The following is a 21,410-nucleotide window of genomic DNA, read 5'->3' as shown; positions in this document are numbered from 1 at the left end:
GCGTATATGTATATCCGTAAGGTGACATTTTGATGAGCCTCATCACTTACGATAACCGATGCAATGATGAAGAAAAGCTTTACATTCCTGATGATGCTCCTTGCCGTGCAAACGCTGGCCCAGGACCGGATATGGCTCGATAACGGCAATCCCGTTCAGGCAAAACTGAGCCGGGCCCTGGACAGCAAACTCGAATGGATCGCATCCGACGGCATTCCGCGGGTTTACCACCGGAAGCGCTTCCTGGTCGTATTCGCGTCCAGCGGCCAGTTCATGGTGATTTCGGAGCTCAACGAAAGTCCGGGCAAGGCGCAAACGCAGATCGAGGCTTTTTATAAGGCCCCGCCCCGGAATGTGAGCCAGGATATTATCATTAAAAGCGTTCCGCTGACGGTCATTACGGGTAATATCTCCTACGAAAGCGACGATGTGATCAATTACCTCACGGCGGAAGGTAATGCGGCATCGATCAACAAGGAGGAGGTAGCGGCGGTAATTTACCGCGACGGCAGGCATGAGATCCTCCGCGATGTGGTAGATGTGGCCCCATTACTGGCATTGGCCCATAAAGAAATCGAGAAAAAAGAAAGGGAGATCGTCAGAAAAGAGCAGGATGGCGCCCAAAACCAGCCTGTGGCCAAAAAAGATGTCGCGCCACCGCCGAAAGAGCAAGCCAGGCCCGTCCTTACCGACGCCGAGTACAAGGAATACAGCGCCAGGGGCATTCGCCGCGTGGACGAATTTACCTCCTACCTGCGCATTATCGGGGATAAAAGCCAGAAATCGGAGGAAAAAAACAAAGCTGTGCAACAGGCGCTCAGCCTGTTTGAACCGCAAGCGACGGTGGCCGTCAGTTCGGCAAAAGGTGTGAAGAAATATCCGGTGAAAGAATATCTCAACCGGCTGAAACTTCTGCCGTATGCCAAAATCAACATCACATGGAACGAGGTCAAGTATGTGAGCGAACTGAAACAGGAGGCCGACGGCAACTATTACGGCATCATCGCCGGGCAGCAGGTTTTTGAAGGCTACGCAGCCAATGGAAAAGTGGCATACGGGGATATTACACGCAAAAATATCCGCGTGAAACTCGAATCGTATCAAAAAACCATCGATGGCAGGGATACGGTGAACTGGGAAGTTTTATTGGGAAATATAGGGGTCGAAACCAACGAAGGACAATGAAAACCGGGTTATACATCATCCTGCTTTTGTTTCAGCCGGTCACCGGTCTGCTGCATGCGCAATGCGGTTTCCTGGCGGGTAGGATCACCGACATTTCAGGTACGACGACGCTTGCAGCGGGCCTTTCAGCGAAAACCGACCAGGGTAAGCAGCGGCTCGGTAAGTCCGACAGCCTCGGTGTGTTCAATGTGGAAGTACCCTGCAATACGACCGGGCTGGTTATCGAATGCCCCCAGTTCCAGACGCAACATATTCCGGTTAATATCGAGGGCAAAACAGAAGGCACGTTTTTCATCCCGTTAGCCATGATGCCTTTGGGCAAACAGACCAGCGACGAACCCTATGCGCAATCGGAACAAAAACATTTCGAACTAAGGGATTCGCTGAAAGCCGTGTCGATCGTACGACGGATCGAAGTGCGGGATGCATTGTCGGACGAGCGGTTACCGGCCGAAATATGCCTTTATTACACCCAAAAGCTGAAAAAGGATTGTTTCGGGCTGACCACCGACCGGCCCAGGGCTGAAATCGTGTTCACGGAAAAGGACATCGTAGCCATTGAAGTCAAATCGGGGGGGGTACCAGCCTTATAACGGCAACCTTATTCTTGATAAAACCGATCAGGAGCCGCGGACCTACATTATTAAACTCAACCGCCAACGCACCTTTTTGTCTATCAACATACTGAAAGCACAGGAAGGAACGCTATGCAGGCTTTGGAGCGAAAGTCAGGCGGAAATCTCGCTTACGAGGGTGAACGACGGCCATTATTTCGCGGAGCTCACGCCCGGCAGAAGCTACAAGCTCGGCATTGCCGCTACATCCGGCCAGCCCGAGCTGGTGACAGCCATGGCGTCGGTCAGAGAAGGCATTAATCTTAAAACCCTGCGACTGGCCGAACGCCCCTCGCCGGTGGCTGCGCGAGAGGAACCTCCGGTCGCGAAGGGCATCACCGCTACCGATAAGACCCTCTATTTTCCGAGAAGCGAATACAAATTACCCGTGCAGTCGCGGACCTACCTCGACTCGGTGGCCCTGTATATTCTCGAACACAAGAACAAAGGCCTGCGCATTACCGGCCATACCGACAACGTGGGCAACCCGAGCCTCAACCTCACGCTTTCGGAATATCGTGTGCGGGTGATCTCGAGGTACCTCATCGGCAAAGGCGTACCCGAGGGCGTGATCGCGGCGGTGGGCCTGGGCAGCAAGTTTCCGGTGCGCCCGAACGATAGCGAGGAAAACCGCCGCATGAACCGGCGCGTGGAAGTGCAGATTATCGATTTGGATTCAAAAAGTAATTGAAAACATGACAACGGGAATGAAAAACAGTTTCGAATGGCGCATTGCCTTGCTGTTATTGGGCGTAATGTCATCCGTTTTGCAGGCCCGCGCGCAGGTGCTCACACGCAGGGACGCCGACGAAATACGCGTACTCGCACGCGAGAAGGTCAAGGGACTGAACGATCTGCTCAATGCCATTGCCAATGAAGATCTAAGCAACTACGAGCGCCGGTACCTGATGATGAACAGCTATATGCCGAGCAACGACCAGATCTTCATCAATGACGGCGTGATCGTGGAGGACGACGTGGACCCGAAGCATAATGCCGCCGCGCCCGGACTCGATACACCGGTCGAAAAGTACCTGAGCAACTTCGACCTTTTTTATACCAAATCGGAAACCAATACCATTGAATTCACCAACCTGGTGGTTTCGGACGTGAAAGTCGATAAATATCCTTTCGTAAAGGTTTTTTATACCCAGCATTTCAAAGGGAAAAGCAATAAGGACAACACCGCCTACCAGCCTATTGCCCGCGTAGCGGAACTCCGTGCCGACAAATCGGGCAACGACTGGATCGTGTTTCTGACGCGCGTCGCATTTAACTCCGCCGAAAACGCAAAATCGGTCCCGGTAACGCCGAAACCGTCCGCGACCTATGACTCCCTGCAACGCAGAAAAGACCCGGTTGTAAGCCAGGCCTCCGACCGCAAGCCGGTGGCATCGCCCGAAGACGCCAAAGAAGGAGAGCGTGTTTTTAAGGAGCTCAACAAACCCAACGCCGCCGCCGCAGCGAATGCCCGCAAATGGGGGGGCTATTAAACTCGGGGCGGGTGTGGCCGCACTGGCATTCGGGGCGGTGACTTACAGCATGCTCAATAAGGATTACAAGGATTACAAGAAACGGATCGATAACCCCGAAGGGCTTACCAGCTACGCAAAACCGGGCATTTATATCTCGGTAGGTGCGGCGGCGGTGGGGATCGGTGTCTCGCTCACCTCGCTTTTCGATTTCAAGCGGGCGAAGCAGCTGTCAAAATAGCTGAATACGCTTAGACAAATCTCAATATCGATGTCAGGCCGATGGCCAAAAGCCGACCGCCGATAACTCAATAAACCATGTCTCAACCCGCAGCAAGAGTAGGTGATATGCACGTCTGCCCGATGGCTACCCCAGGAACGCCTCCGGTACCTCACGTAGGCGGACCCATGCTGCCCCCAGGCACCCCGACTGTGCTCATAGGCGGGCAGCCGGCCGCTTGTGTCGGCGATATGTGCGTATGCACCGGTCCTCCCGACTCGGTCGTGGCCGGTTCGACGTCCGTACTCATCTGTGGAAAACCGGCAGCGCGCCTCGGCGACCCGACGGCCCACGGGGGGCAGCATTGTAGCGGGTTGCCCAACAGTTTTAATCGGTTAACAACAGTATTTACCTAATCACATACAACCATGTTCAACTACGGAATAGGCGGTAACGAACGCAAAATTGACCAGTCCGGTGAAGGGATTGCTGATATTCCCCAAAACCGCACCCTTTTTGCCGCGCAACTAACCGGGGACCCGCCGCCCCGGCCCGAGATGGTTTACGACCTCAAAACTACCGAAGAAGTTTTCGCGCATTACCAGCCCGAAGCGGAAGTGGAATTTATCACGTCCGACGGCAGCTTCATCAATGAAAACCTGCGGTTCCGGAATCTCGGCGATTTTGGCAAGAAAGGAATCATCGCCCAAAGCGCATTCCTGCAAGACCTCGACGCTCGCAACGAAGCTTATCAACAGGTAGTCAGGCACCTCAAAGTGAATAAAATACTGAAAGCCGCCCTCGAAAAACCCGAAGCCAAAGCCGCATTGCTAGGCATATTCCAGACGCTGATCAGCGAGTTGGAGGAAGCGGGGTAGAGGAATAAGTGAGTTTTAAATGAGTGAATGACTCCCCAGTCACTCACTCATTCGGAATTCACTCATCGACTCATTCGCTGTTCCACGGCAGATCATTTAACATCCGGTCAAATCAGTCATTTACCGTTCTACGGCGGATCATTCAGTTATTCAATCATTCACTCAGTCATTCAATCATTACCCATGTCAATCGATACAAAAACATCCAACGGCGCCACACCGGCGCTCCGCGAGCGGGTGGCGGTTCCGCTGGAAACCGGCTTGCCGCTTCTGGCGAAATATGGCAGCTACGACCTTGTAGAAACGATCATCGAGGGCGCTGCGAACATTAATCCGGAAAAAAAGGCCCGGAAAAAGATCTTTCTCACCGAAGCCGACAAAAAGAAGGAACGGCAGCAGCTGAAAAAGCGGCTGGAACTATGGTCGGAACTGCTCGGCAGTGCCGATACGGTGCCTGAAATGATCGAACTAGGCCAGAAACAAGCGGATTCCGCATTTGAACTGCTGAAAGAAAACCTTGGGAAAGCTGTCGAGCAGATTCGCCCGCTGGAACAATCGTACCGCTCGGTGGCGATGTTCTTCAAAAATACGGAGCAGGACAAAGTCAAAAACGTCACTTTTCTGAATGCGGCGCCGGACCAGTTACAGGACCTGGACGTTACCACGTTCATCGACGCCGTCGGCGAGGAGCTTGCCTCGAAATATGATCGCCTCGACCTCCGCGAAAACTACTCCATCCTGAATGTGCCGGGTTACCTCGGCTCGGGAAAAGTAGTAGACAAATGGGCGAAAATGGCACATAAGAACAAGGTGATGCTCGTGACCGATTTCATGCACCTGGATGCACCCGAGGACGTAATGGAGCTTTTCGAATCGGCTAACCTCACCGGAGGCGCGGCGCATTTGTCGAACGTGATGATGACCTGCAACTGGCTGGTAGGCCGTGCGAAACACGACGACCTGGGCGAGGAAGACGACCTTTACATTCCGCCATCGACCGCGTTGGCAGGTAATGTGTACAAAACATTGATGTCGCAGGTAGCGGCTGGTAAAAAACACGGAACGCTCAGCGAAGTCGACGGCGTGCGTTTTCCTCTCAAGAAATCGGAGATCGCCGATCTGGAAAAAATGGGACTAATCCCGATGGTAAACGAATACAATAAGGTAATGGCATTCTCGGCCAAAACGTTGTTCAATGGCGACAATGTTGGTTTGCAGACCTATTCGGTAGTCCGTGTTTTCGACTATATCACGAAAGTGCTGATCGACTTCCTGAACCGCCGGGCATTCGAAAACTTCGACTACAACACCAAGAACGACCTGAAAAAGCAGATCATCAAGTTTCTCGACAGCGTAACCGGCCCCGGCAAGCTCATCGAGAAGTTTAGTGTGATGCGTTTCGAGCAGGACAAAGACCAGAAGGACAAAGTTTACCTCGACATCCACATGGTACCTTATTTCCCCGCCAAAAACTTCATGATCGCCCTCACCGGCCAGAAAGGCGACGATCTGGACGCAGCAGCCTGGGCGGCGGAGTATGCTCAGCAATAGTAATGTTGAATGAGTGAATGAGTGAATACCTCCGGTTGGATAACTTCCAGATTTTCAATCACTATTAAACAAAAAAAAAACATTCGGTCATTCAATCATTCGGTCATTCAAAATTCAATTCATTCATTGACTCATTCACTCATTAAAAACGCCCCCGTTCAACACCATGCCATTCAGCACGAACGTAAAAATCGACGGCGAACATGAGTACAGCGTCATGTTCATGGAGTTTGAGTTGCATCAGACTGTGGATGACGCCATGTCCATCACGTCGCCTATTCAATGGGCGCATTTGTACATGGAGCTGGAAATGGTCCTCGATGATTTTTTGGTCGAATGGGCCAACAAGCCTTCTCAGAAATACGATCTCACGGTGGAACAATTTGGTGAAACCGGCTCTTTCAAGACGCTGAGTTTCAAGGACGCGGTTTGTATTGAATTCATAGAAATGTTTGACGACGGTACCGACGACCTCGACAAGGCACTCGCTGGCAGGTTGCAAAATTTCATCACCTGCATTACTGTGACCGCCGGCAATGTGGAAATCAACGAAGCGAAACTGGAAAACTTCTAGACGATGGCGGATCAGGACGCTACCATAGGCGTAGAGGCACATCTGACGCTCGACGGAAAAGAGTTCAAAGTCAGGAAAATGGCATATGGCTGCAACCGGAATGCCGACGAGCGCGGCAGTCCCACGGATTCGCCCAAAGCCCGGCTGATCCGCATGACGATCGCGCCGACGCAAAACGACGATTTCGCACTGCTTTACGACTGGGCGTTCAAAAATGACCGGCAACTGAGCGGGCAGGTCGAATTCAAATACGATAATGACTCGCAAATCCTGCGGAAAATGGAGTTCGAAGAGGCCTACTGCGTCGGGTTCAGGGAGTCGTTCCGGGCAAAGGAATCGACCATCCGGGGACACAGGCTGGCGCATGTACCCGACACGAAAAATTATTTACCACAACACCGGGGAAAGGATTATTTCCTGCGCGATAACAGCGTCGCACTGGTTTACGAACTGGTGATTTTACCGGGGAAAATGAAAATCGGACAGGTTGAAATAAGCAGCTAAATGGCACGGCAGGTTAACACGGACATTGAAATCGAAGGGGGTATCGAAATTACGCGGCACCTCGGGCTGGTGATCGAGCAGGATCTGTTTGCACACCATTGGTTCGAGCTGCTGGTCCCATTCGACCAGCTGGAAGACGAAGGCGAGCATTTCTTCAACCGCTCGCACCGGGCCGTAATGGGAAAGAAAATCACATTTTCATTCAGTCCTAGGCTCGGATCGGATTCATTCGACTTCGTTTTCCAGGGCATTGTAACGGAAATCCGGTTGCGGAGCCTCAGCGACATGAGCAGCGCCTTTGCGTTGAAAGGGTACAGTCCGACGATCGTTCTGGAAGACTCGGTACAACGCCGGTCGTTTCTCCGCGGGACGGTTCAGGGCATTTTCGATACCGTATTGCAACCGTACCCACAGAACCTGCTCCGAAAGCAGTTAAACCCGGAAAATGGCGGAAGGCATGTCCCATTTATCCAATACAACGAAAGTAATTACAAATTCCTCTGCCGTGTAGCCGACCGCTGCTGCGAATGGTTCTACTACAACGGCCGTGAACTGGTACTGGGCAACAACACCGCTCAGGAAGTTGATTTCCTGGTAAACGGGTTGCAGAACTTCGATGTCGCATTAAAACTGCAACCGGCCGCATTCACTTTCGAGGGATATAATTACACGATTCCCGAGACATTCGACGGCCAATCGTCGTCGCAGAATGTGGACGGGCTCACGTCTCTCAGCGAGTTTGCATTGGAGCAGTCCGACAGCCTTTTTGCCCAGGCCTCCCTCCTGCCTTCTCCCGAGCTGGTAGGCGGCCAAAGCGAGATCGATGAACTGACGAAAATGGAACGATCGGCGAGGGTAGCTTCGATGGTCGATTTTAAGGGCTCCGGAGAAACGCCTACCATGAGCGTCGGCACGGTGCTGGCCGTGAAGGGGCAGCGGCTGAATGAACGCGGCGAGGCTTATGAGGAGAATTTCGGCAAATACCGCGTCGTGCACATCCGTCATGAGGTCAATACGGCCGGAAGTTACCGGAACACATTCAATGCGGTGCCCGAGTCGGCGCAGCATCCGCCCAATAATCCTTATGTGCGCAATCCGCCGGGAGAAACCGAGCAGGCGGAGGTGATTGACAACGATGACCCCGAAGGCCTCGGACGCGTACGTGTGAGGTTCTTCTGGGGCCAGAGCCGGCAGCAGGACCAGGAGTCGGTGTGGGTACGCGTGGGAACCATACACAATGCCACGGGCCGTGGCGTCAATTTCATTCCGGAAGTCGGGGCGATGGTGATGGTCGGCTACGAAGGCAATCTGGCGGAAAATTCGTTTGTATTGACCTGCCTGTATCCGAAATCCGGGGAAGATATCAACTACTCGCCCGAAAATAACGATTTGAAGGTAATCGCTACGCGCTCGGGAAACATGGTGATTTTCGTAGACGAGGAGGGTGATCCCAAAATCCAGATCAGTAACCGGAACAAAACCGACACGTTCCTGGAATTCGCATTCAAGGACGACGGCAAGATCACATTGCACGTCGAAAACGGTCAACTGGAAGTCAAATCGAAACAGGTGACGATAGAAGCCACGGGGGACATTTCCGTCAGTGCGGGCGGGGAGTTCGCATTGAGTGCCAATGACATTTCATTGAAAGCCAAACAAGGTATTGAGGTGGAAAGCGGTACCGACACCAAAATCAAAGCTACCGCCGAATTTCAGGCCGAAGGCACGGCCGGTGCGAAAATCAAGGGTGCTCAGCTGAACCTCGAAGCCGACGCCCTGGCCGAGCTGAAAGCCAGTGGCCCGGCCGTCGTACAGGGCAATCCCATTATGCTCAATTAAGTCAATATATCCATAATCAATTCATTCACTTTTAAACACTTACAACTATGCCAGCTTCAAGTTTTGACGCTTATTTCACCTGGGATGGCGGCCCGTCCGGCGACGGCATTGCCGTGATCTCGTGCAGCTACGCTTTGTCCCAATCCACTGACGATAAAGGACGCGTGTCTTCCAAAGTGTACGGAGGAACCGTTTTCATACAGGTCGATTCCTCCAATGCCAGCGACAGCAAGAGCCTGTGGGAATGGATGGTGGACCCGGACGGTAAGAAATCGTCGGCGAAGATCACGTTCAAAAATGTGGACGAGGAGCAAACCCAGAAGGAGCTCGAACTGGCCGATGTGTATTGCGTGCAGTACAGCGAAAGTTTTGTGGAAACGGGTTCAATGCCAATGACGACGAGCCTGACGCTCTCGGCTCGGGAAATCAAGCTTTTTGGCACCCCGCACACCAACCGGTGGTAACAAACTGTCAGCCTGAGCAAAGCGGGCGCCGCTTCGGCCCGGGCTGACAAGCAACTACGCACGCACCGCCACGATCGTCTCATTATCGACGATGTGGTTGGCCTGAAATGTAAGGTCGGGATCCACGTAAACGCGGCGCTTATACCAGGGCTGTTTTTTGTAAAACAACCATCCGTAAGGAACGCCGTCGGGCGAGAGGTATTCGACAGGACTTCCCGGATTGCGGTCGTTGTAGTCGTTCAGGAAGATAAAAAACAGCTCTCCGAAGAGCATGGAATGCGGCGCTTTGGCACGGAAGTTCGTAAATGCGGCTTCGTCCGCTTTTTTTGGTAAACTCGAACTGGATTACCAGCACACGCGACAGGTCGAGCAGGTCCATGTCCGGCAGCGGCTGTCCAACGGGATAGTACCACTTTTTGAATTCTTTAAGTGGAATTTCGAGGTAGTTCTGATAAACCCGGGCAACGAAAACAGGGAAAAGGAAACCTACGAGCGCTGTGGCCATACCCACACCCTTGGAAAGCTCCCGGGCGAATTTATGGTAAAGAAAAATAACCAGGAGCCCCGCAAAAAGCGTGATCAGCAATGTAAAACCGATTGCCCGCGCCGAACGGTTTTCGAACAAGCTCCTGAACCATTGGGATAACAAATACACATGAAGGACACCGAAGACCAGAAAACACGCCATCGCCATAGGATAAGCGTCACGATAATCGATGATCCAGAATCCCAGTGCCCCTACCAGTATAAGCAAGGCTATCAGCACAACCGCATACAATAGTTGAAGACGTTGCGCGACAGTTTTTACAAACGGCAGGTTCATCGGGGCGCTTTAAAGTTGGTGACCAGACAAAAATAAGGCAGACTTTAATTAATACAACCACAATTTATTAAACGCCGGATGGAAGATCAAAACTATTCGCTACCTCTCTCGCTCGACCGGATCGTAGCCGGCCTGCCGCACCCGAAATGTCCCGACAGAGAGGCGATCCATCAGCATTTGTACCTTTTAATGGTGACCCATTTCGATGAAAACCGCTTCGACAGTCGCTATGGCTGTGCGCTCTGGGACCATGATTTTTCGGTTTTATCCCAAATCAAATGGAAGGACCTCATCCGGGAGTCACTCGAAGACGCTGTAAATACTTATGAACCCCGGCTCACGAATGCCAGGATCAGGGTTGAAATGGAGGAATTCGAGGTGCTGACAAAAACCAATAACTATGTTCGCAAGCGTGTGGGCATCGAGATCAAAGCCACGATCCGACGAACCAACGAGCCGTTTATGTTTTTCGAACGCATTTTCATATCCCCTTTATCCATAGAATGACATGCCCGAAACGATGACTTACAGCAAGGAAAACATCTCGCGCAGGCTCATCAGGCGTTGCGCCGAGCTCTGGGGCTTCGACGACACCGACCATTTCGATCCGCTTGTGCGGTTGCTGGTGGAGGCATGCTCGGTGGAATTTGAAAAGGTTGGCCAGGAAATCCGGCAAACCGAACTCCGGCTCATGACGCGCCTCGCCGAAATCCTTTCCCCCGAGACCCATAACAGCCCCCAACCCGCCACAGCGATCGTGCAGGCGCGCCCTCACGAACCAACCGGCTGGATCGGCCCCGAAAACCAGCTGACCGGCAAGCGTATCAATGCCAGAAAAGGTGAAACCACCGAGGTGCATTTCGCCCCCGCCGGCCACTACCCGCTGGTGAATGCGACCATTGCGCAATATGTGACGCCGCTGGCCCTCTATTCCATTGAAAAGGGCTTAAAAACACAGGTTGCCAAAACGCTGCCACAGCCGGAGGGCGAACAGCACATCTGGCTGGGACTCGAAATCGATCCGGGCATCACTTCCTGGAAGGGTTTCCGTTTCTTTTTCGATTGGGCGGGCGACCCGGCCGAATACCAGTACCGCGTTTTCCTGCCCGCCACCGGCTGGCAGGAAAACGGCAAAACGCTGCCGGTTCTGACAGGCTTGCAGGACAGTGCCGTGGATGATTCCATTCTGATATATAACGACAGCTTCGTCCGCATCGACAGTCCCGATACATGGGAAAAGGGTAGACTAAAAGCCGAGCCGTATCCCGGCGCGTTCGAAGGCATGTTCGATGCCCGTACATTGCAGATGATGAAAAAGCCGCTCACCTGGCTCCGGATAACATGGCCGGCTACGTTTCCCCCAGCCGGATTCGAGCAAATGAATGTCGCGCTCAATGCATTCCCTGCCCGAAACCAACAGCTGAACAAAATTACATACCGCCTGCAAACCGGCCTGAATGGCATTGCATTACCCACGGGCGACGCGTTTATGGGTATTCAGACTATAGTCGATCAAAAGAACCAGGTTTACGTCCCTTCCGGAAGAAACCTTTATACCGAAGAGGAAGATACACGACGCTCATCGAACCAGGACACGCCGCGTATTTACACGCTTCGCAGGCAAGGCATCGGCCGGTTCGACAAACGCGACGCCCGTGCCGTGTTGTACCAATTGCTGGAGCTTCTCCGCGACGAAGTTACCGCATTCAATGCGATCGGGGAGGATTTTCTGGCGTCCATTCTTCGCGAAATCGCGCAGAATATGGCGCGTATCGAACAAAAATTAGGTGCTAAAAAAGCCGGCGAAACCACCGCACAGCCGTTTCTGGTAATCCGGGGCGATAAGAACCCCGAGGTGCTTTTTATTTCGTATTGGAGCACGCCAGGCGAGCAAGGCAATGGCATTCCGGTCGGTACGCGTCTGCAATCCTATTCGGCCTCGGGCATTGGTGGTGCCGATATCGTAACGCTCACCCGGTCGGCGGGCGGGAAAGCCAGGCCGGAAGAAACGGATTACGTCGACCAGCTCAGAAAGAACATCGTGACGCGCAACCGGCTCGTGACGCTGGAAGATATGCGCGCATTTTGTACGGCCGAGCTGGGCAACAGGCTCCGGCATGTGCAGGTGAAACCGCATTTTATGCCAAGCAAAATGCCCGGGCAGGGCTTCATTCGCTGTTTGCAAATCGGCCTCACGCCTGCGGCCTCCGCCCGCGAAAGCAACGACTGGGCCCGTGAATGCGAAATACTGCAATTGAAAGTAAGCCGCCTCTCCACCGGCATGTACCCGATCCAGGTAGTCACACTCCCCTGACAATCCATGGTTATTCACATCCGCTCCTGACAATTCATGACTACTATCCTGGCTATCCCTGACAACTCCTGACCATCCCTGACATCAATGCACACCCACTACCCCACCTCTCACTCTCCACAACCCGACAACCTAATCTCATACCAATGGACTCACCTGCCGACCTCAAAGCTGAATTTATTGCAAGTTCCTGGCTCGAAAACGGCGTTCCCGCCGAACAGGTTCTCTTCCGCCCGCTCGGCGATTTCAGGCGGCGCTGCCACCGCGATGTGGAAGACACGCAGGAGCTGGAAATAGGGAATTTCAAAGGCCGGGTAATCGAATCCAACCGCAGCGGGATTTACGATCATTTACCCGAACAGCTTTTTCACCTTCCCTCGTCGACCAACCTGCATTCATTGAAAAAGAAAGTCGATGAAATCCGGTTACAACGTGAAAAAGAGCAGAAGGCACGGTTGTTTTTCCTGCCGATCGAGCAGGAGTTTTTTCTCCACCGCGTGAGTCTCGCCCGTCTGGAACAATGTGCCTGGGAACTCGCGGCCGGTTCCACATTACTTGGCGAACTGAAAGCGTTCTGGCAGGCTCCCGCTGCACTGGACGAGTCAGTGTTCGTGCAGCTTCTGCCAATCCTGCCCCTTATTTCCGAAAATCGCGGCAATCCCGGCAAAGCGTCGGAAATCCTTTCTCTCGCATTGCGGCTGCCTGTCGAAATCCGGCAGGTTTTCGGGCTAAAATATCGATTTGAATCCAGTGCGGGCGTTGGTGATGCTGCGCTGGGTAAGGATACTTCCCTGGGCGGCGACCTGGACGCTTATTTACCGCAAATCCGGATCGATATCGAAGTCGCGGACCCTGCCGATCTCGATAAATACCTCCATGACAAGGATTTCGACACACTGGTAACCTGGCTGCTCGGCTGGATCCTTCCGGCAGAGTACGATTTCGCCGTTTCGCTGAAACTGCCTCCTGAAAGGTCGGCATTGACGTTAGCCTCAGGCGATGGCTACCCGGTGCCCCTGGGCTATGCGACGCTGGCAGCCGGCTAACCATTTGTTTCTTCTCCTGCTTATCACTTTTTATTTAATTGATAATCATTTGCTTATAAAACGTAGCTTAAAATGGCCGTTTTCAATGAAGAAACCGGCAGAACACAAGTTAATACCGAAATAGTAACATAAGTCTCCCGGAAATTTATCTTGCGTTTCTGATTTTTTAAAATCAAATTTGCGGTTTCATTGAAATCCCGAATCTGAAAGTGAAGACCATACGAGTGATTAACCAGGCCATCAGCTTAATGCTAGCCGTCATGCTATTGATGGCGGCAGGGGCGCGGTCGTGGTCGGATCACGCGGAGCGGGGAGGCCACCACGATGCCAAAACGGAAGCCGGCAGCAAAAGCCTTGATCAGAAGGCGGATAACCGGGCGGACCAGCCCGAAGTGGGCGCGTTGACATTGAATGCGGTTATTACCCCCGCCATTTCATTCGATTTTTACCAATACTTCTACTTTTTACCGCAACCTGTCTGGCATTTCGTTGCCCGGAAACTTGTTGTCCGCGCTGCATTCAGCGAGCCGGTATTCCTCGTATCATGTTTCCAGCGGGTTTTCGGCAGATTTATCGTCACCAACGCTCCGTAACGCACCGGCAGGCCATTCATGCTTCGGCCTGTTTCGTCCGTAAAGCCCGGCGGTTCCCAAACCACCTACCGGGCCGTTTCAGTTGTATTTCAAGATTTTAATTAAATTTTTCTTTTCAAAATGACCAACAAGAACGGGATAATCGCGTTGACGATCGTCATCGCCCTTATTAGCGTCTATTATCTCTCTTTCACTTTCGTGTCGCGCAGCATCAAGAGCAAAGCGGTTGCCTATGCGACGGACGCGAAGGGCGAGGTGGATATGACCAAGAAACAGCATTACATCGACTCCCTGTGGCGCGAGGATGTGTACCTGGGCCATACTTTGCAGGAAGTAATGGAGCGTGAACTGAACCTTGGCCTCGACCTCCAGGGCGGTATGCACGTGGTATTGGAAGTAGCTCCTGCCGATATTCTGAAAGGAATGGCCGGCGGCAACGCACGTAGCGCAGCATTCCAGAACGCATTGAAAAAAGCAGGTGAAGACAAAGCCGCCAGCAACAGCTCGTTCATCAACCGTTTTGTGAAGGCCTATAAAGAGGCTGCACCGAATACCAGCCTGGCCTCGGTATTCGCTACCAGCGCCAACCGCGGTAAAATCAACAGCAACTCGTCGGATGCCGATGTGATCAAAATGCTGAATACCGAGATCGACGGTTCCATCGACCGTGCATTCCAGATCACGCAGGCGCGTATCGACAAGTTCGGTGTGACCAACCCGAATATCCAGCGCCTGCCGGGCCAGAACCGCGTATTGGTGGAGCTTCCCGGTGTGGATAACCCCGAACGCGTTCGCCGCCTGCTTTCGGGTGCCGCAAAACTGGAATTCGCGGAAGTATACCTGACCAATGAACTGGCGTCGGGTCTCGACGGCCTGGGTAAATACCTGACCCGCCAGGCTGAAATCGAGAAAGCGGCTGCCAAACCCGCCTCGGCAACAGCCACTTCGGCCGACACAACCAAAAAGCCGGCCACCGGCGGCCTGGCTGCGCAATTGGAGCAAAAATCCGACTCTACCAAAACCGACTCCGCCGCATTGGCTGCACAGAGCGCCGCATTAACGAGCCTTTTTGTACCAATGCCGCAAGGCCTCGGCGTGTACCTGAAAGACACCGCACGTGCGAGCGAAATCCTGAGCCGCCCCGAAGTACGTTCGCTTTTCCCTGCCGATCTGGTATTTATGTGGGACCGCAAAGGCACCGAAGCCGGCGGCAACCAGATGATCCTGCCGTTATATTTCATTAAGAAAACCAATGGGGAAGCGGCAATGGAAGGCGACGTGATTGTCGACGCAACCCACGACTATGACGACCGCGGCCGTCCGGAAGTAACGATGCGTATGAACGGCGAAGGCGCCCGCAAATGGCGTTCACTCACAGCGCGCAACATCGGGCGCCCGGTTGCGATTATCATCGATAACCTCGTTTACACCGCGCCGACCGTGCAAGGCGAAATCCCTAACGGTAACTCGTCGATCACCGGTAGCTTTACGGTGGAAGAGACCAAGGATATGGCTAACGTATTGAAAGCTGGTAAATTACCAGCTCCGACACATATTGTGGAAGAAGCCGTGGTAGGTTCTTCACTCGGTGCAGAGGCGATCAACGACGGCCTGTGGTCGTCGGCGGTAGGTCTTCTGATTGTGCTCGTATTTATGGTGGCTTATTACAACCAGGCGGGCTGGATCGCCGATATCGCGCTTTTGATCAACCTGTTCTTCCTGTTGGGTGTAATGGCTTCGCTCGGGGCTGTGTTGACGCTCTCGGGTATCGCGGGTATCGTGCTTTCGATCGGTATGGCCGTGGATGCCAACGTACTGATCTATGAAAGTATCAAGGCGGAACTAGCGAGCGGAAAAGCATTTGCACAATCGATCCGCGACGGTTTCAAGCATTCTTTGACGGCGATCATCGACTCCAACGTAACGACCCTTCTGACAGGTATCATCCTTTATACATTCGGTACAGGTCTGGTGTTGGGTTTTGCAACTACGCTCGTATTGGGTCTTCTCACCTCCCTGTTCAGCGCAATCTTCATTACCCGGCTGCTGCTCGAACAAAAGATCAAAAACGGTAAAACTTTCGCATTCTCGACAGCCCTGACCAAAAACTGGTTCCAGGACAACCATTTCGACTTCGTATCGCAACGCCGCCGTTTCTACATCATTTCGGGTATCATCATCGCGATCGGTATCGGCTCGTTCATCTTCAAAGGTTTTGGGCTAGGTATCGACTTTAAAGGTGGCCGCTCTTATGTAGTGCGTTTTGAAAACAATGTGGATGCGGATGCGCTTCGCACCAATATGGACGAGGTACTTGGCTCGACTACCGAAGTAAAAACATTCGGAGGCCAGGATCAGGTGAAAATCACGACTCCTTACCTCATCGACGATACAACTCCGGAAGCGGACCAGAAAGCGGAAGCGAAAGTTCTGGAAGCAACCAGGAAAATCGCCAACAATCCCGCGAAAATCGTAAGCTCGAACAAAGTAGGTCCTACAATGGCGAAAGACACGCTTTGGAGCGCGGTTTACGCGGTATTGCTTGCATTGGCGGCTAACTTCGTGTACATCCTCATCCGTTTCAAACGCGTAGCATTCTCGTACGGCGCGGTGATGTCGCTCGCGCACGACGTTGTGATCATTCTGGCGATCTTCTCGTTGTTCAACGGCTGGCTGCCATGGTCACTGGATATCGACCAGGCGTTCATCGGTGCAATCCTGACGATGATCGGTTATTCGATGAACGACACCGTCGTAATCTACGACCGTATCCGCGATTACCTGGCCGACGAAAAATCGCGTGGGCAAAACCTTTCGACCGTTATCAACAACGCTTTGAACAGTACTTTGAGCCGTACTGCGGTAACCGGTATTTCGGTAATCCTGGTGTTGATCGTCCTGATGATCTTTGGTGGAGCTGTTATCCGCGGGTTTACCTTCTGTATGCTCCTCGGAGTAATTGTGGGTACGTACTCTTCACTCTTCGTAGCGGCACCTATCGTGGTTGACCTGCTGCAACGTTCGAAGAAGAACGAGCCTGCTCCGGCGGTAGCGGCAGACGCGACGGTGGCGGCGACAAAAAAAGTTAAGGCTTAATTTTAAAGAATAAAAGAGGGTAAGTTTTGCACTTACCCTCTTTTTCTTTGGTGTCTATACGTAGTTAGCAAATTTTCTTTTAGCTTTATCAGACCATCATTTCTACAACAACGAACCTAATATATGGCAAGTCAACTCTGGATTAAAAAACCACTTGAAAAACTATTACAGGAATCTACCGGAGAAGGAAACCAGCTGAAACGCACGCTGGGCCCGGGAAGCCTGGTGGCACTGGGAATCGGTGCGATCATTGGCGCGGGCCTTTTTTCGATTACCGGCGGAGCGGCTGCCAACCAGGCAGGGCCTGCGATCACCATCTCCTTTATCGTAGCGGCATTGGGCTGTGCGTTTGCCGGTCTTTGCTATGCCGAATTCGCATCCATGATCCCAGTCGCGGGTAGTGCTTATACCTATTCTTACGCTACCATGGGCGAGTTTATCGCCTGGATTATAGGCTGGGACCTTGTACTGGAATATGCGGTAGGTGCCGCCACGGTAAGTATCAGCTGGAGCCGGTATCTGGTCAAGTTTTGCGAGGGGTTTGACGTGCATTTACCGGCGGCCCTTACGGTGGGGCCCTGGGATGGAGGCGTGATCAACCTCCCTGCTATTTTTATCGTCATCCTGATGAGCTTGCTGCTAATGAAAGGGACCCAGGAAAGTGCATTGGTGAACGGCATTATCGTAGGCTTGAAAGTGGCCGTTGTCCTCATCTTCATCGTCCTGGGCTGGAAATACATCAACGAATCAAACTACGTACCTTATATCCCCGACAATACGGGCAAATTCGGCGAATACGGATTCAGCGGGATCATCCGGGCCGCCGCCATCGTGTTCTTCGCCTACATTGGTTTCGACGCCGTGAGTACCGCAGCGCAGGAAGCTAAAAACCCCAAGAAAGACATGCCTATCGGTATCCTGGGCTCATTGGTGATTTGTACAATCCTGTACATTCTCTTTGCACATGTGATGACCGGTGTTACCAATTATACTGCATTCAAAGGCCAGGACGGTATCGCGCCGGTTGCGGTGGCGATCGAATCCATGGGCACGCCCGACGCATCCGGAGCAATCCATCCCGATTATCCCTGGTTGAACCGCGCGATCATCGTCGCAATTCTGGCAGGTTACGCCTCCGTAATCCTGGTAATGCTTTTGGGCCAGAGCCGTGTGTTTTTCAGTATGAGTAAAGACGGGCTGTTGCCACGCGTGTTCTCCGCAGTACACCCCAAATTTCAGACGCCCGTCAAGAACAACACCATGTTCCTGGTGTTCGTAAGCCTTTTCGCGGCGTTTGTGCCCGCGCGTGTAGTGGGTGAAATGACCAGTATCGGCACATTGTTCGCGTTTATCCTCGTTTGTATCGGTATCATCGTTATGCGCAAGCAAATGCCGGACGCGCCGCGTGCATTCAAAACACCGCTAGTGCCGCTGGTACCGATCCTCGGTATTTTCACCTGTTTCTTCATGATGGCATTCCTGCCGCTCGATACCTGGATCCGTCTGTTCGTGTGGATGATCATCGGTTTCGATGTGTATTTGTGGTATGGCATCAAAAACAGTTTCCTTTCGAACAAACTGCCGGCTGCGATTGTCGCTGGCGGCAAAACGGTAGGATTGGTAGGGATTGTACTCGCCGTGCTCCTTGCGGTGGTAGCCTATTTCCACCACGTACAAACCGACGGGGCAGATACGGGGATCTATTACTTCTCGATGGTCTTCGCGGTCATTCACCTCGTAACTTTCGGTATGACGCAAACCCGAAAAGCGTAATTGAGCTGATATACAAAAAAGAGGCCGTTCCGTAGTGGAATGGCCTCTTTTTTGTATACAGACAACGCTATTCTAAAATCTCGACAAAACTTTTTCCGAGACCGTCTGCCCGATGGATAGCGACGACGTCGCCGCGGGAGAAGGCGCGTTGCAAACGTTAATAGCCGTTTTGTTTTCGATAATCGAAAAATCGTCCAGCAAACCTCCGTCGTGGTCACATGCCTGCGCGCGTACACCCGAGCCTCCCGGTATGAGGTCGTCGCTTTGAATTTCGGGGATCAGGCCTTGTAAAGCCCTGGTAAATGCGGCCTTGGAGAATGAGCGGTAATATTCGCCCAGGCCGGTGCGCCAGTACTTCATGGCGACCTTCTGAAATCCAGGCCAGGAGAGCGATTCGAGCATTTCCGTCACATTGACGTCCAGCTTTTTGTAACCTTCTCTTTTGAATGCAAACACGGCGTTCGGCCCTGCTTCGACGCCTCCCTCGATCATACGTGTGAAATGCACGCCAAGGAACGGGAAGTTGGGATCAGGTACGGGGTAAATGAGGTTTCTGACGAGATAATGCTTCTCCGGCCGGATTTTATAGTATTCGCCCCGGAAAGGAATAATGCGAACATTGATATGCTCCGGTTGCGTCAATTGTGCCACTTTGTCGGAATACAATCCGGCGCAATTGACGACCAGTTTTGTTTCAAATACGTTTCCGGTGGCTGTTACCACTTCCGAATGGGTGTTTCTGTTCTTTACGTCTGTCACTTTTTCGCGGAAACGCACTTCTCCATCCAGCTTCCGGAAATTTTCGGCATATTTTTCACACACCGTTTTGTAATCGATAATGCCGGTATAAGGCACCCAGATACCTTCGAGGCCCTTCACATGCGGTTCGATTTCCTTCATTTCAGCTTCCGAAATCATACGGTTTTCAGTTAACCCGTTCTGATTTCCGCGCTCGAAAAGGTTTCGGAGCAGTGGCCGCTGCTCTTCGGTAGTTGCTACCACTATTTTCCCACACAAATCATAAGCAACACCTTCCTTCTCGCAGAAATCGATGAGCATCCGGTAGCCACGGATACAGTTTGTCGCTTTCAGGCTGCCCGGTTTGTAATACAATCCCGAATGGATTACGCCGCTGTTATGGCCGGTCTGATGTTTGGCTACTTCGTTTTCCTTTTCGAGCAGAAGCACTTTTAATGAGGGTTTCTGCTCCTTGATCCGGAGGGCTGTTGCGAGGCCTACAATGCCGCCGCCTATAATGGTAATGTCGTACATATCGTAAATACTTTGTCCTTACTTAACCTGGAAAGGAAATTTTTCCCATCGAAACGCCAGGTACGCCTTTCTTCCCTCCGAAATGCACGGCCTCACCGGCGACCGCCTCATTGGCCAGCACGGCGAACAAAACCGCTTCCTTGGCATCCCCCGCCACGCCGAGCTCGTCGATCAAACGGATATTCCGGCCCAGTAATTTGCCGATCGCGCCCATAAGCACCGGGTTATGCGCACCTCCTCCGCTTGCATAAATTTCAAATACCTCGCCCAACCGCATCGTGTTACCGATGGCCTCGGAAATCGTTTCGGCGCTGAATTGGGTCAATGTGGCGATCAGGTCCTTCGGATCGATTGCGTTCCTGCCGGCGAGATGCATTGCATTTTTCACGTAGTCTGTGCTGAATACCTCCGGGCCCGTTGTTTTAGGAAAAGGCTGTTCGAAAAAAGGCGCATCTTTAAGGGCGTTAAGCAACGCTTCATCGACAACGCCGTTCGCTGCAATGCTTCCATTTTCGTCATACGGCAGTCCGAAATGATGGCGGGTAAGCGCGTCGATCAGCGTATTTCCCGGTCCGGTATCGGTTGTAAAAACCAGTGAAGCGTCCAGGCTCCCGGGCAGGAACGTGAAATTGGCAATGCCGCCCATGTTGAGCAATATCCTGTTTTTGTCTTTTTGGGAGAACAGAAAATAATCGCCATAAACTGCCAACGGCGCGCCTTCTCCACCCGCCGCAATGTGCTTCTGCCGGAAATCGCTTACGGTGATTATACCCGTTTTAACAGCAATATGATCGCCGTCGCCGATTTGCAGGGTAGCATTCGGAAAGCCCGCAAGTCCGTGCTGTTTTCGCGGCGCATGAAAAACTGTTTGTCCGTGGCTAGCTATCAGGTCTATTCCGGATGGATCGATGCTCCATTCGGTGAGGCATTCGAGAATCATTTCTCCGTGTTGCAAACCTATGACGGGATTGAGCAGGCAAAGTTGCTGAAAATCGATCTGCCTTCGGGCAAAAACCTCCCGCACCGCATTCCGGAAACTATCCTCGTAAGGCAGCGTTTTGAAACGTTCTACCTCCAATCGTGTTTCCGGTCCATTGCCCGCGACGCGGCAAAGTGCTACGTCGAGCCCATCGAGCGACGTGCCGGACATGAGCCCGACGATCCTGCGCGAGGGCTTCCAGGCTCAGCGCGT

The 21,410-nt window shown here is 52.6% G+C and carries 21 protein-coding genes and 1 pseudogene; 18 read left to right on the top strand and 4 right to left on the bottom strand.

The genetic code is table 11. From position 1 onward, the window contains the following. Window positions 1–66 precede the first annotated feature (66 nt). From ABV298_RS15100 to tssD (ABV298_RS15045), 12 genes are all read left to right on the top strand, one after another. Complete coding sequence (locus ABV298_RS15100; protein ID WP_353722892.1) at window positions 67–1,185, top strand: hypothetical protein; 1,119 nt, start codon at window positions 67–69, stop codon at window positions 1,183–1,185. Next, window positions 1,182–1,778: a hypothetical protein gene (locus ABV298_RS15095; protein ID WP_353722891.1), complete on the top strand. Its 597-nt coding sequence runs from the start codon at window positions 1,182–1,184 to the stop codon at window positions 1,776–1,778. Before ABV298_RS15100 ends, ABV298_RS15095 begins: the two co-directional genes overlap by 4 nt. 76 nt (window positions 1,779–1,854) lie before the next feature. Continuing rightward, on the top strand, window positions 1,855–2,490 hold the full coding sequence (locus tag ABV298_RS15090; RefSeq protein WP_353722890.1) for an OmpA family protein: 636 nt from the start codon (window positions 1,855–1,857) through the stop codon (window positions 2,488–2,490). A 16-nt stretch (window positions 2,491–2,506) separates the two neighbouring features. Then, the gene (locus ABV298_RS15085; protein WP_353722889.1) at window positions 2,507–3,292 is read left to right on the top strand and encodes a hypothetical protein; all 786 of its coding nucleotides are present in this window, start codon (window positions 2,507–2,509) and stop codon (window positions 3,290–3,292) included. Then, on the top strand, window positions 3,267–3,512 hold the full coding sequence (locus ABV298_RS15080) for a hypothetical protein (RefSeq protein WP_353722888.1): 246 nt from the start codon (window positions 3,267–3,269) through the stop codon (window positions 3,510–3,512). Before ABV298_RS15085 ends, ABV298_RS15080 begins: the two co-directional genes overlap by 26 nt. A 77-nt stretch (window positions 3,513–3,589) precedes the next feature. Continuing rightward, window positions 3,590–3,907 carry a PAAR domain-containing protein gene (locus ABV298_RS15075; RefSeq protein ID WP_353722887.1) on the top strand — a complete coding sequence of 106 codons (318 nt, stop codon included), beginning with the start codon at window positions 3,590–3,592 and terminating at the stop codon, window positions 3,905–3,907. Between the two features lie 12 nt (window positions 3,908–3,919). Continuing rightward, window positions 3,920–4,369 carry a hypothetical protein gene (locus tag ABV298_RS15070; RefSeq protein ID WP_353722886.1) on the top strand — a complete coding sequence of 150 codons (450 nt, stop codon included), beginning with the start codon at window positions 3,920–3,922 and terminating at the stop codon, window positions 4,367–4,369. Between the two features lie 183 nt (window positions 4,370–4,552). Further along, window positions 4,553–5,920 (top strand): DUF5458 family protein, encoded by a 1,368-nt coding sequence (locus ABV298_RS15065; RefSeq protein ID WP_353722885.1) that lies wholly within the window; start codon window positions 4,553–4,555, stop codon window positions 5,918–5,920. Window positions 5,921–6,086: 166 nt separating this feature from the next. Continuing rightward, a complete protein-coding gene (gene tssD / locus ABV298_RS15060) occupies window positions 6,087–6,494 on the top strand; it encodes a type VI secretion system tube protein TssD (protein WP_353722884.1) in 408 nt (135 codons plus the stop codon). A 3-nt stretch (window positions 6,495–6,497) separates the two neighbouring features. Beyond that, on the top strand, window positions 6,498–6,998 hold the full coding sequence (tssD, locus tag ABV298_RS15055) for a type VI secretion system tube protein TssD (protein WP_353722883.1): 501 nt from the start codon (window positions 6,498–6,500) through the stop codon (window positions 6,996–6,998). Continuing rightward, complete coding sequence (locus ABV298_RS15050) at window positions 6,999–8,837, top strand: phage baseplate assembly protein V (RefSeq protein WP_353722882.1); 1,839 nt, start codon at window positions 6,999–7,001, stop codon at window positions 8,835–8,837. 47 nt (window positions 8,838–8,884) lie between these two features. After that, window positions 8,885–9,301: a type VI secretion system tube protein TssD gene (tssD, locus tag ABV298_RS15045; protein WP_353722881.1), complete on the top strand. Its 417-nt coding sequence runs from the start codon at window positions 8,885–8,887 to the stop codon at window positions 9,299–9,301. Window positions 9,302–9,355: 54 nt separating this feature from the next. Here the strand turns inward: tssD (ABV298_RS15045) and ABV298_RS15040 are convergent, their stop codons facing one another. Further along, on the bottom strand, window positions 9,356–9,574 hold the full coding sequence (locus ABV298_RS15040) for a TssN family type VI secretion system protein (protein ID WP_353722880.1): 219 nt from the start codon (window positions 9,572–9,574) through the stop codon (window positions 9,356–9,358). A gap of 121 nt (window positions 9,575–9,695) precedes the next feature. Further along, window positions 9,696–10,124, bottom strand: a pseudogene (locus tag ABV298_RS15035) (TssN family type VI secretion system protein); the annotation flags it as partial. A gap of 78 nt (window positions 10,125–10,202) precedes the next feature. On the opposite strand from ABV298_RS15035, the gene ABV298_RS15030 reads away from it, so the two are divergent. The 6 genes from ABV298_RS15030 (at window position 10,203) to ABV298_RS15005 (ending at window position 18,946) form a co-directional block, all read left to right on the top strand. After that, the gene (locus tag ABV298_RS15030; protein ID WP_353722879.1) at window positions 10,203–10,631 is read left to right on the top strand and encodes a GPW/gp25 family protein; all 429 of its coding nucleotides are present in this window, start codon (window positions 10,203–10,205) and stop codon (window positions 10,629–10,631) included. Between the two features lies 1 nt (window position 10,632). Further along, window positions 10,633–12,438 carry a type VI secretion system baseplate subunit TssF gene (locus ABV298_RS15025; RefSeq protein ID WP_353722878.1) on the top strand — a complete coding sequence of 602 codons (1,806 nt, stop codon included), beginning with the start codon at window positions 10,633–10,635 and terminating at the stop codon, window positions 12,436–12,438. Window positions 12,439–12,584: 146 nt separating this feature from the next. Next, entirely contained in the window at window positions 12,585–13,484 is a 900-nt protein-coding gene (locus ABV298_RS15020) for a type VI secretion system baseplate subunit TssG (protein ID WP_353722877.1), read from the top strand. A 209-nt stretch (window positions 13,485–13,693) separates the two neighbouring features. Then, window positions 13,694–14,077, top strand: coding sequence for a hypothetical protein (locus tag ABV298_RS15015; RefSeq protein WP_353722876.1), 384 nt, complete (start codon window positions 13,694–13,696; stop codon window positions 14,075–14,077). Window positions 14,078–14,197: 120 nt separating this feature from the next. After that, a complete protein-coding gene (gene secDF / locus ABV298_RS15010) occupies window positions 14,198–17,173 on the top strand; it encodes a protein translocase subunit SecDF (RefSeq protein ID WP_353722875.1) in 2,976 nt (991 codons plus the stop codon). Window positions 17,174–17,296: 123 nt separating this feature from the next. Next, window positions 17,297–18,946, top strand: a complete 1,650-nt coding sequence (locus ABV298_RS15005) for an amino acid permease (RefSeq protein ID WP_353722874.1) — start codon at window positions 17,297–17,299, stop codon at window positions 18,944–18,946. Between the two features lie 72 nt (window positions 18,947–19,018). On the opposite strand, the gene lhgO is transcribed toward ABV298_RS15005, so the two are convergent. Then, on the bottom strand, window positions 19,019–20,218 hold the full coding sequence (gene lhgO, locus ABV298_RS15000) for an L-2-hydroxyglutarate oxidase (RefSeq protein WP_353722873.1): 1,200 nt from the start codon (window positions 20,216–20,218) through the stop codon (window positions 19,019–19,021). 22 nt (window positions 20,219–20,240) lie between these two features. Continuing rightward, window positions 20,241–21,368 carry an anhydro-N-acetylmuramic acid kinase gene (locus ABV298_RS14995; RefSeq protein WP_353722872.1) on the bottom strand — a complete coding sequence of 376 codons (1,128 nt, stop codon included), beginning with the start codon at window positions 21,366–21,368 and terminating at the stop codon, window positions 20,241–20,243. Between the last annotated feature and the right edge of the window lie 42 nt (window positions 21,369–21,410).

It is taken from the genome of Dyadobacter sp. 676 (assembly GCF_040448675.1).
Lineage (GTDB): Bacteria > Bacteroidota > Bacteroidia > Cytophagales > Spirosomataceae > Dyadobacter.
Note: the sequence above shows the minus strand (reverse complement) of the source record. Positions and strands in the feature narration are given on the sequence as shown.

What these genes read in the sequence shown, in the direction of transcription:
- tssD (WP_353722881.1), top strand. Translation starts at nt 8,885, where the DNA reads ATGCCAGCTTCAAGTTTTGACGCTTATTTCACCTGGGATGGCGGCCCG.
- ABV298_RS15065 (WP_353722885.1), top strand. Translation starts at nt 4,553, where the DNA reads ATGTCAATCGATACAAAAACATCCAACGGCGCCACACCGGCGCTCCGC.
- ABV298_RS15005 (WP_353722874.1), top strand. Translation starts at nt 17,297, where the DNA reads ATGGCAAGTCAACTCTGGATTAAAAAACCACTTGAAAAACTATTACAG.
- ABV298_RS15070 (WP_353722886.1), top strand. Translation starts at nt 3,920, where the DNA reads ATGTTCAACTACGGAATAGGCGGTAACGAACGCAAAATTGACCAGTCC.
- secDF (WP_353722875.1), top strand. Translation starts at nt 14,198, where the DNA reads ATGACCAACAAGAACGGGATAATCGCGTTGACGATCGTCATCGCCCTT.
- ABV298_RS15050 (WP_353722882.1), top strand. Translation starts at nt 6,999, where the DNA reads ATGGCACGGCAGGTTAACACGGACATTGAAATCGAAGGGGGTATCGAA.
- lhgO (WP_353722873.1), bottom strand. Translation starts at nt 20,218, where the DNA reads ATGTACGACATTACCATTATAGGCGGCGGCATTGTAGGCCTCGCAACA.
- tssD (WP_353722884.1), top strand. Translation starts at nt 6,087, where the DNA reads ATGCCATTCAGCACGAACGTAAAAATCGACGGCGAACATGAGTACAGC.
- ABV298_RS15080 (WP_353722888.1), top strand. Translation starts at nt 3,267, where the DNA reads ATGCCCGCAAATGGGGGGGCTATTAAACTCGGGGCGGGTGTGGCCGCA.
- ABV298_RS15025 (WP_353722878.1), top strand. Translation starts at nt 10,633, where the DNA reads ATGCCCGAAACGATGACTTACAGCAAGGAAAACATCTCGCGCAGGCTC.
- ABV298_RS15075 (WP_353722887.1), top strand. Translation starts at nt 3,590, where the DNA reads ATGTCTCAACCCGCAGCAAGAGTAGGTGATATGCACGTCTGCCCGATG.
- ABV298_RS15095 (WP_353722891.1), top strand. Translation starts at nt 1,182, where the DNA reads ATGAAAACCGGGTTATACATCATCCTGCTTTTGTTTCAGCCGGTCACC.
- ABV298_RS15030 (WP_353722879.1), top strand. Translation starts at nt 10,203, where the DNA reads ATGGAAGATCAAAACTATTCGCTACCTCTCTCGCTCGACCGGATCGTA.
- tssD (WP_353722883.1), top strand. Translation starts at nt 6,498, where the DNA reads ATGGCGGATCAGGACGCTACCATAGGCGTAGAGGCACATCTGACGCTC.
- ABV298_RS15085 (WP_353722889.1), top strand. Translation starts at nt 2,507, where the DNA reads ATGAAAAACAGTTTCGAATGGCGCATTGCCTTGCTGTTATTGGGCGTA.
- ABV298_RS15100 (WP_353722892.1), top strand. Translation starts at nt 67, where the DNA reads ATGAAGAAAAGCTTTACATTCCTGATGATGCTCCTTGCCGTGCAAACG.
- ABV298_RS15040 (WP_353722880.1), bottom strand. Translation starts at nt 9,574, where the DNA reads ATGCTCTTCGGAGAGCTGTTTTTTATCTTCCTGAACGACTACAACGAC.
- ABV298_RS15020 (WP_353722877.1), top strand. Translation starts at nt 12,585, where the DNA reads ATGGACTCACCTGCCGACCTCAAAGCTGAATTTATTGCAAGTTCCTGG.
- ABV298_RS14995 (WP_353722872.1), bottom strand. Translation starts at nt 21,368, where the DNA reads ATGTCCGGCACGTCGCTCGATGGGCTCGACGTAGCACTTTGCCGCGTC.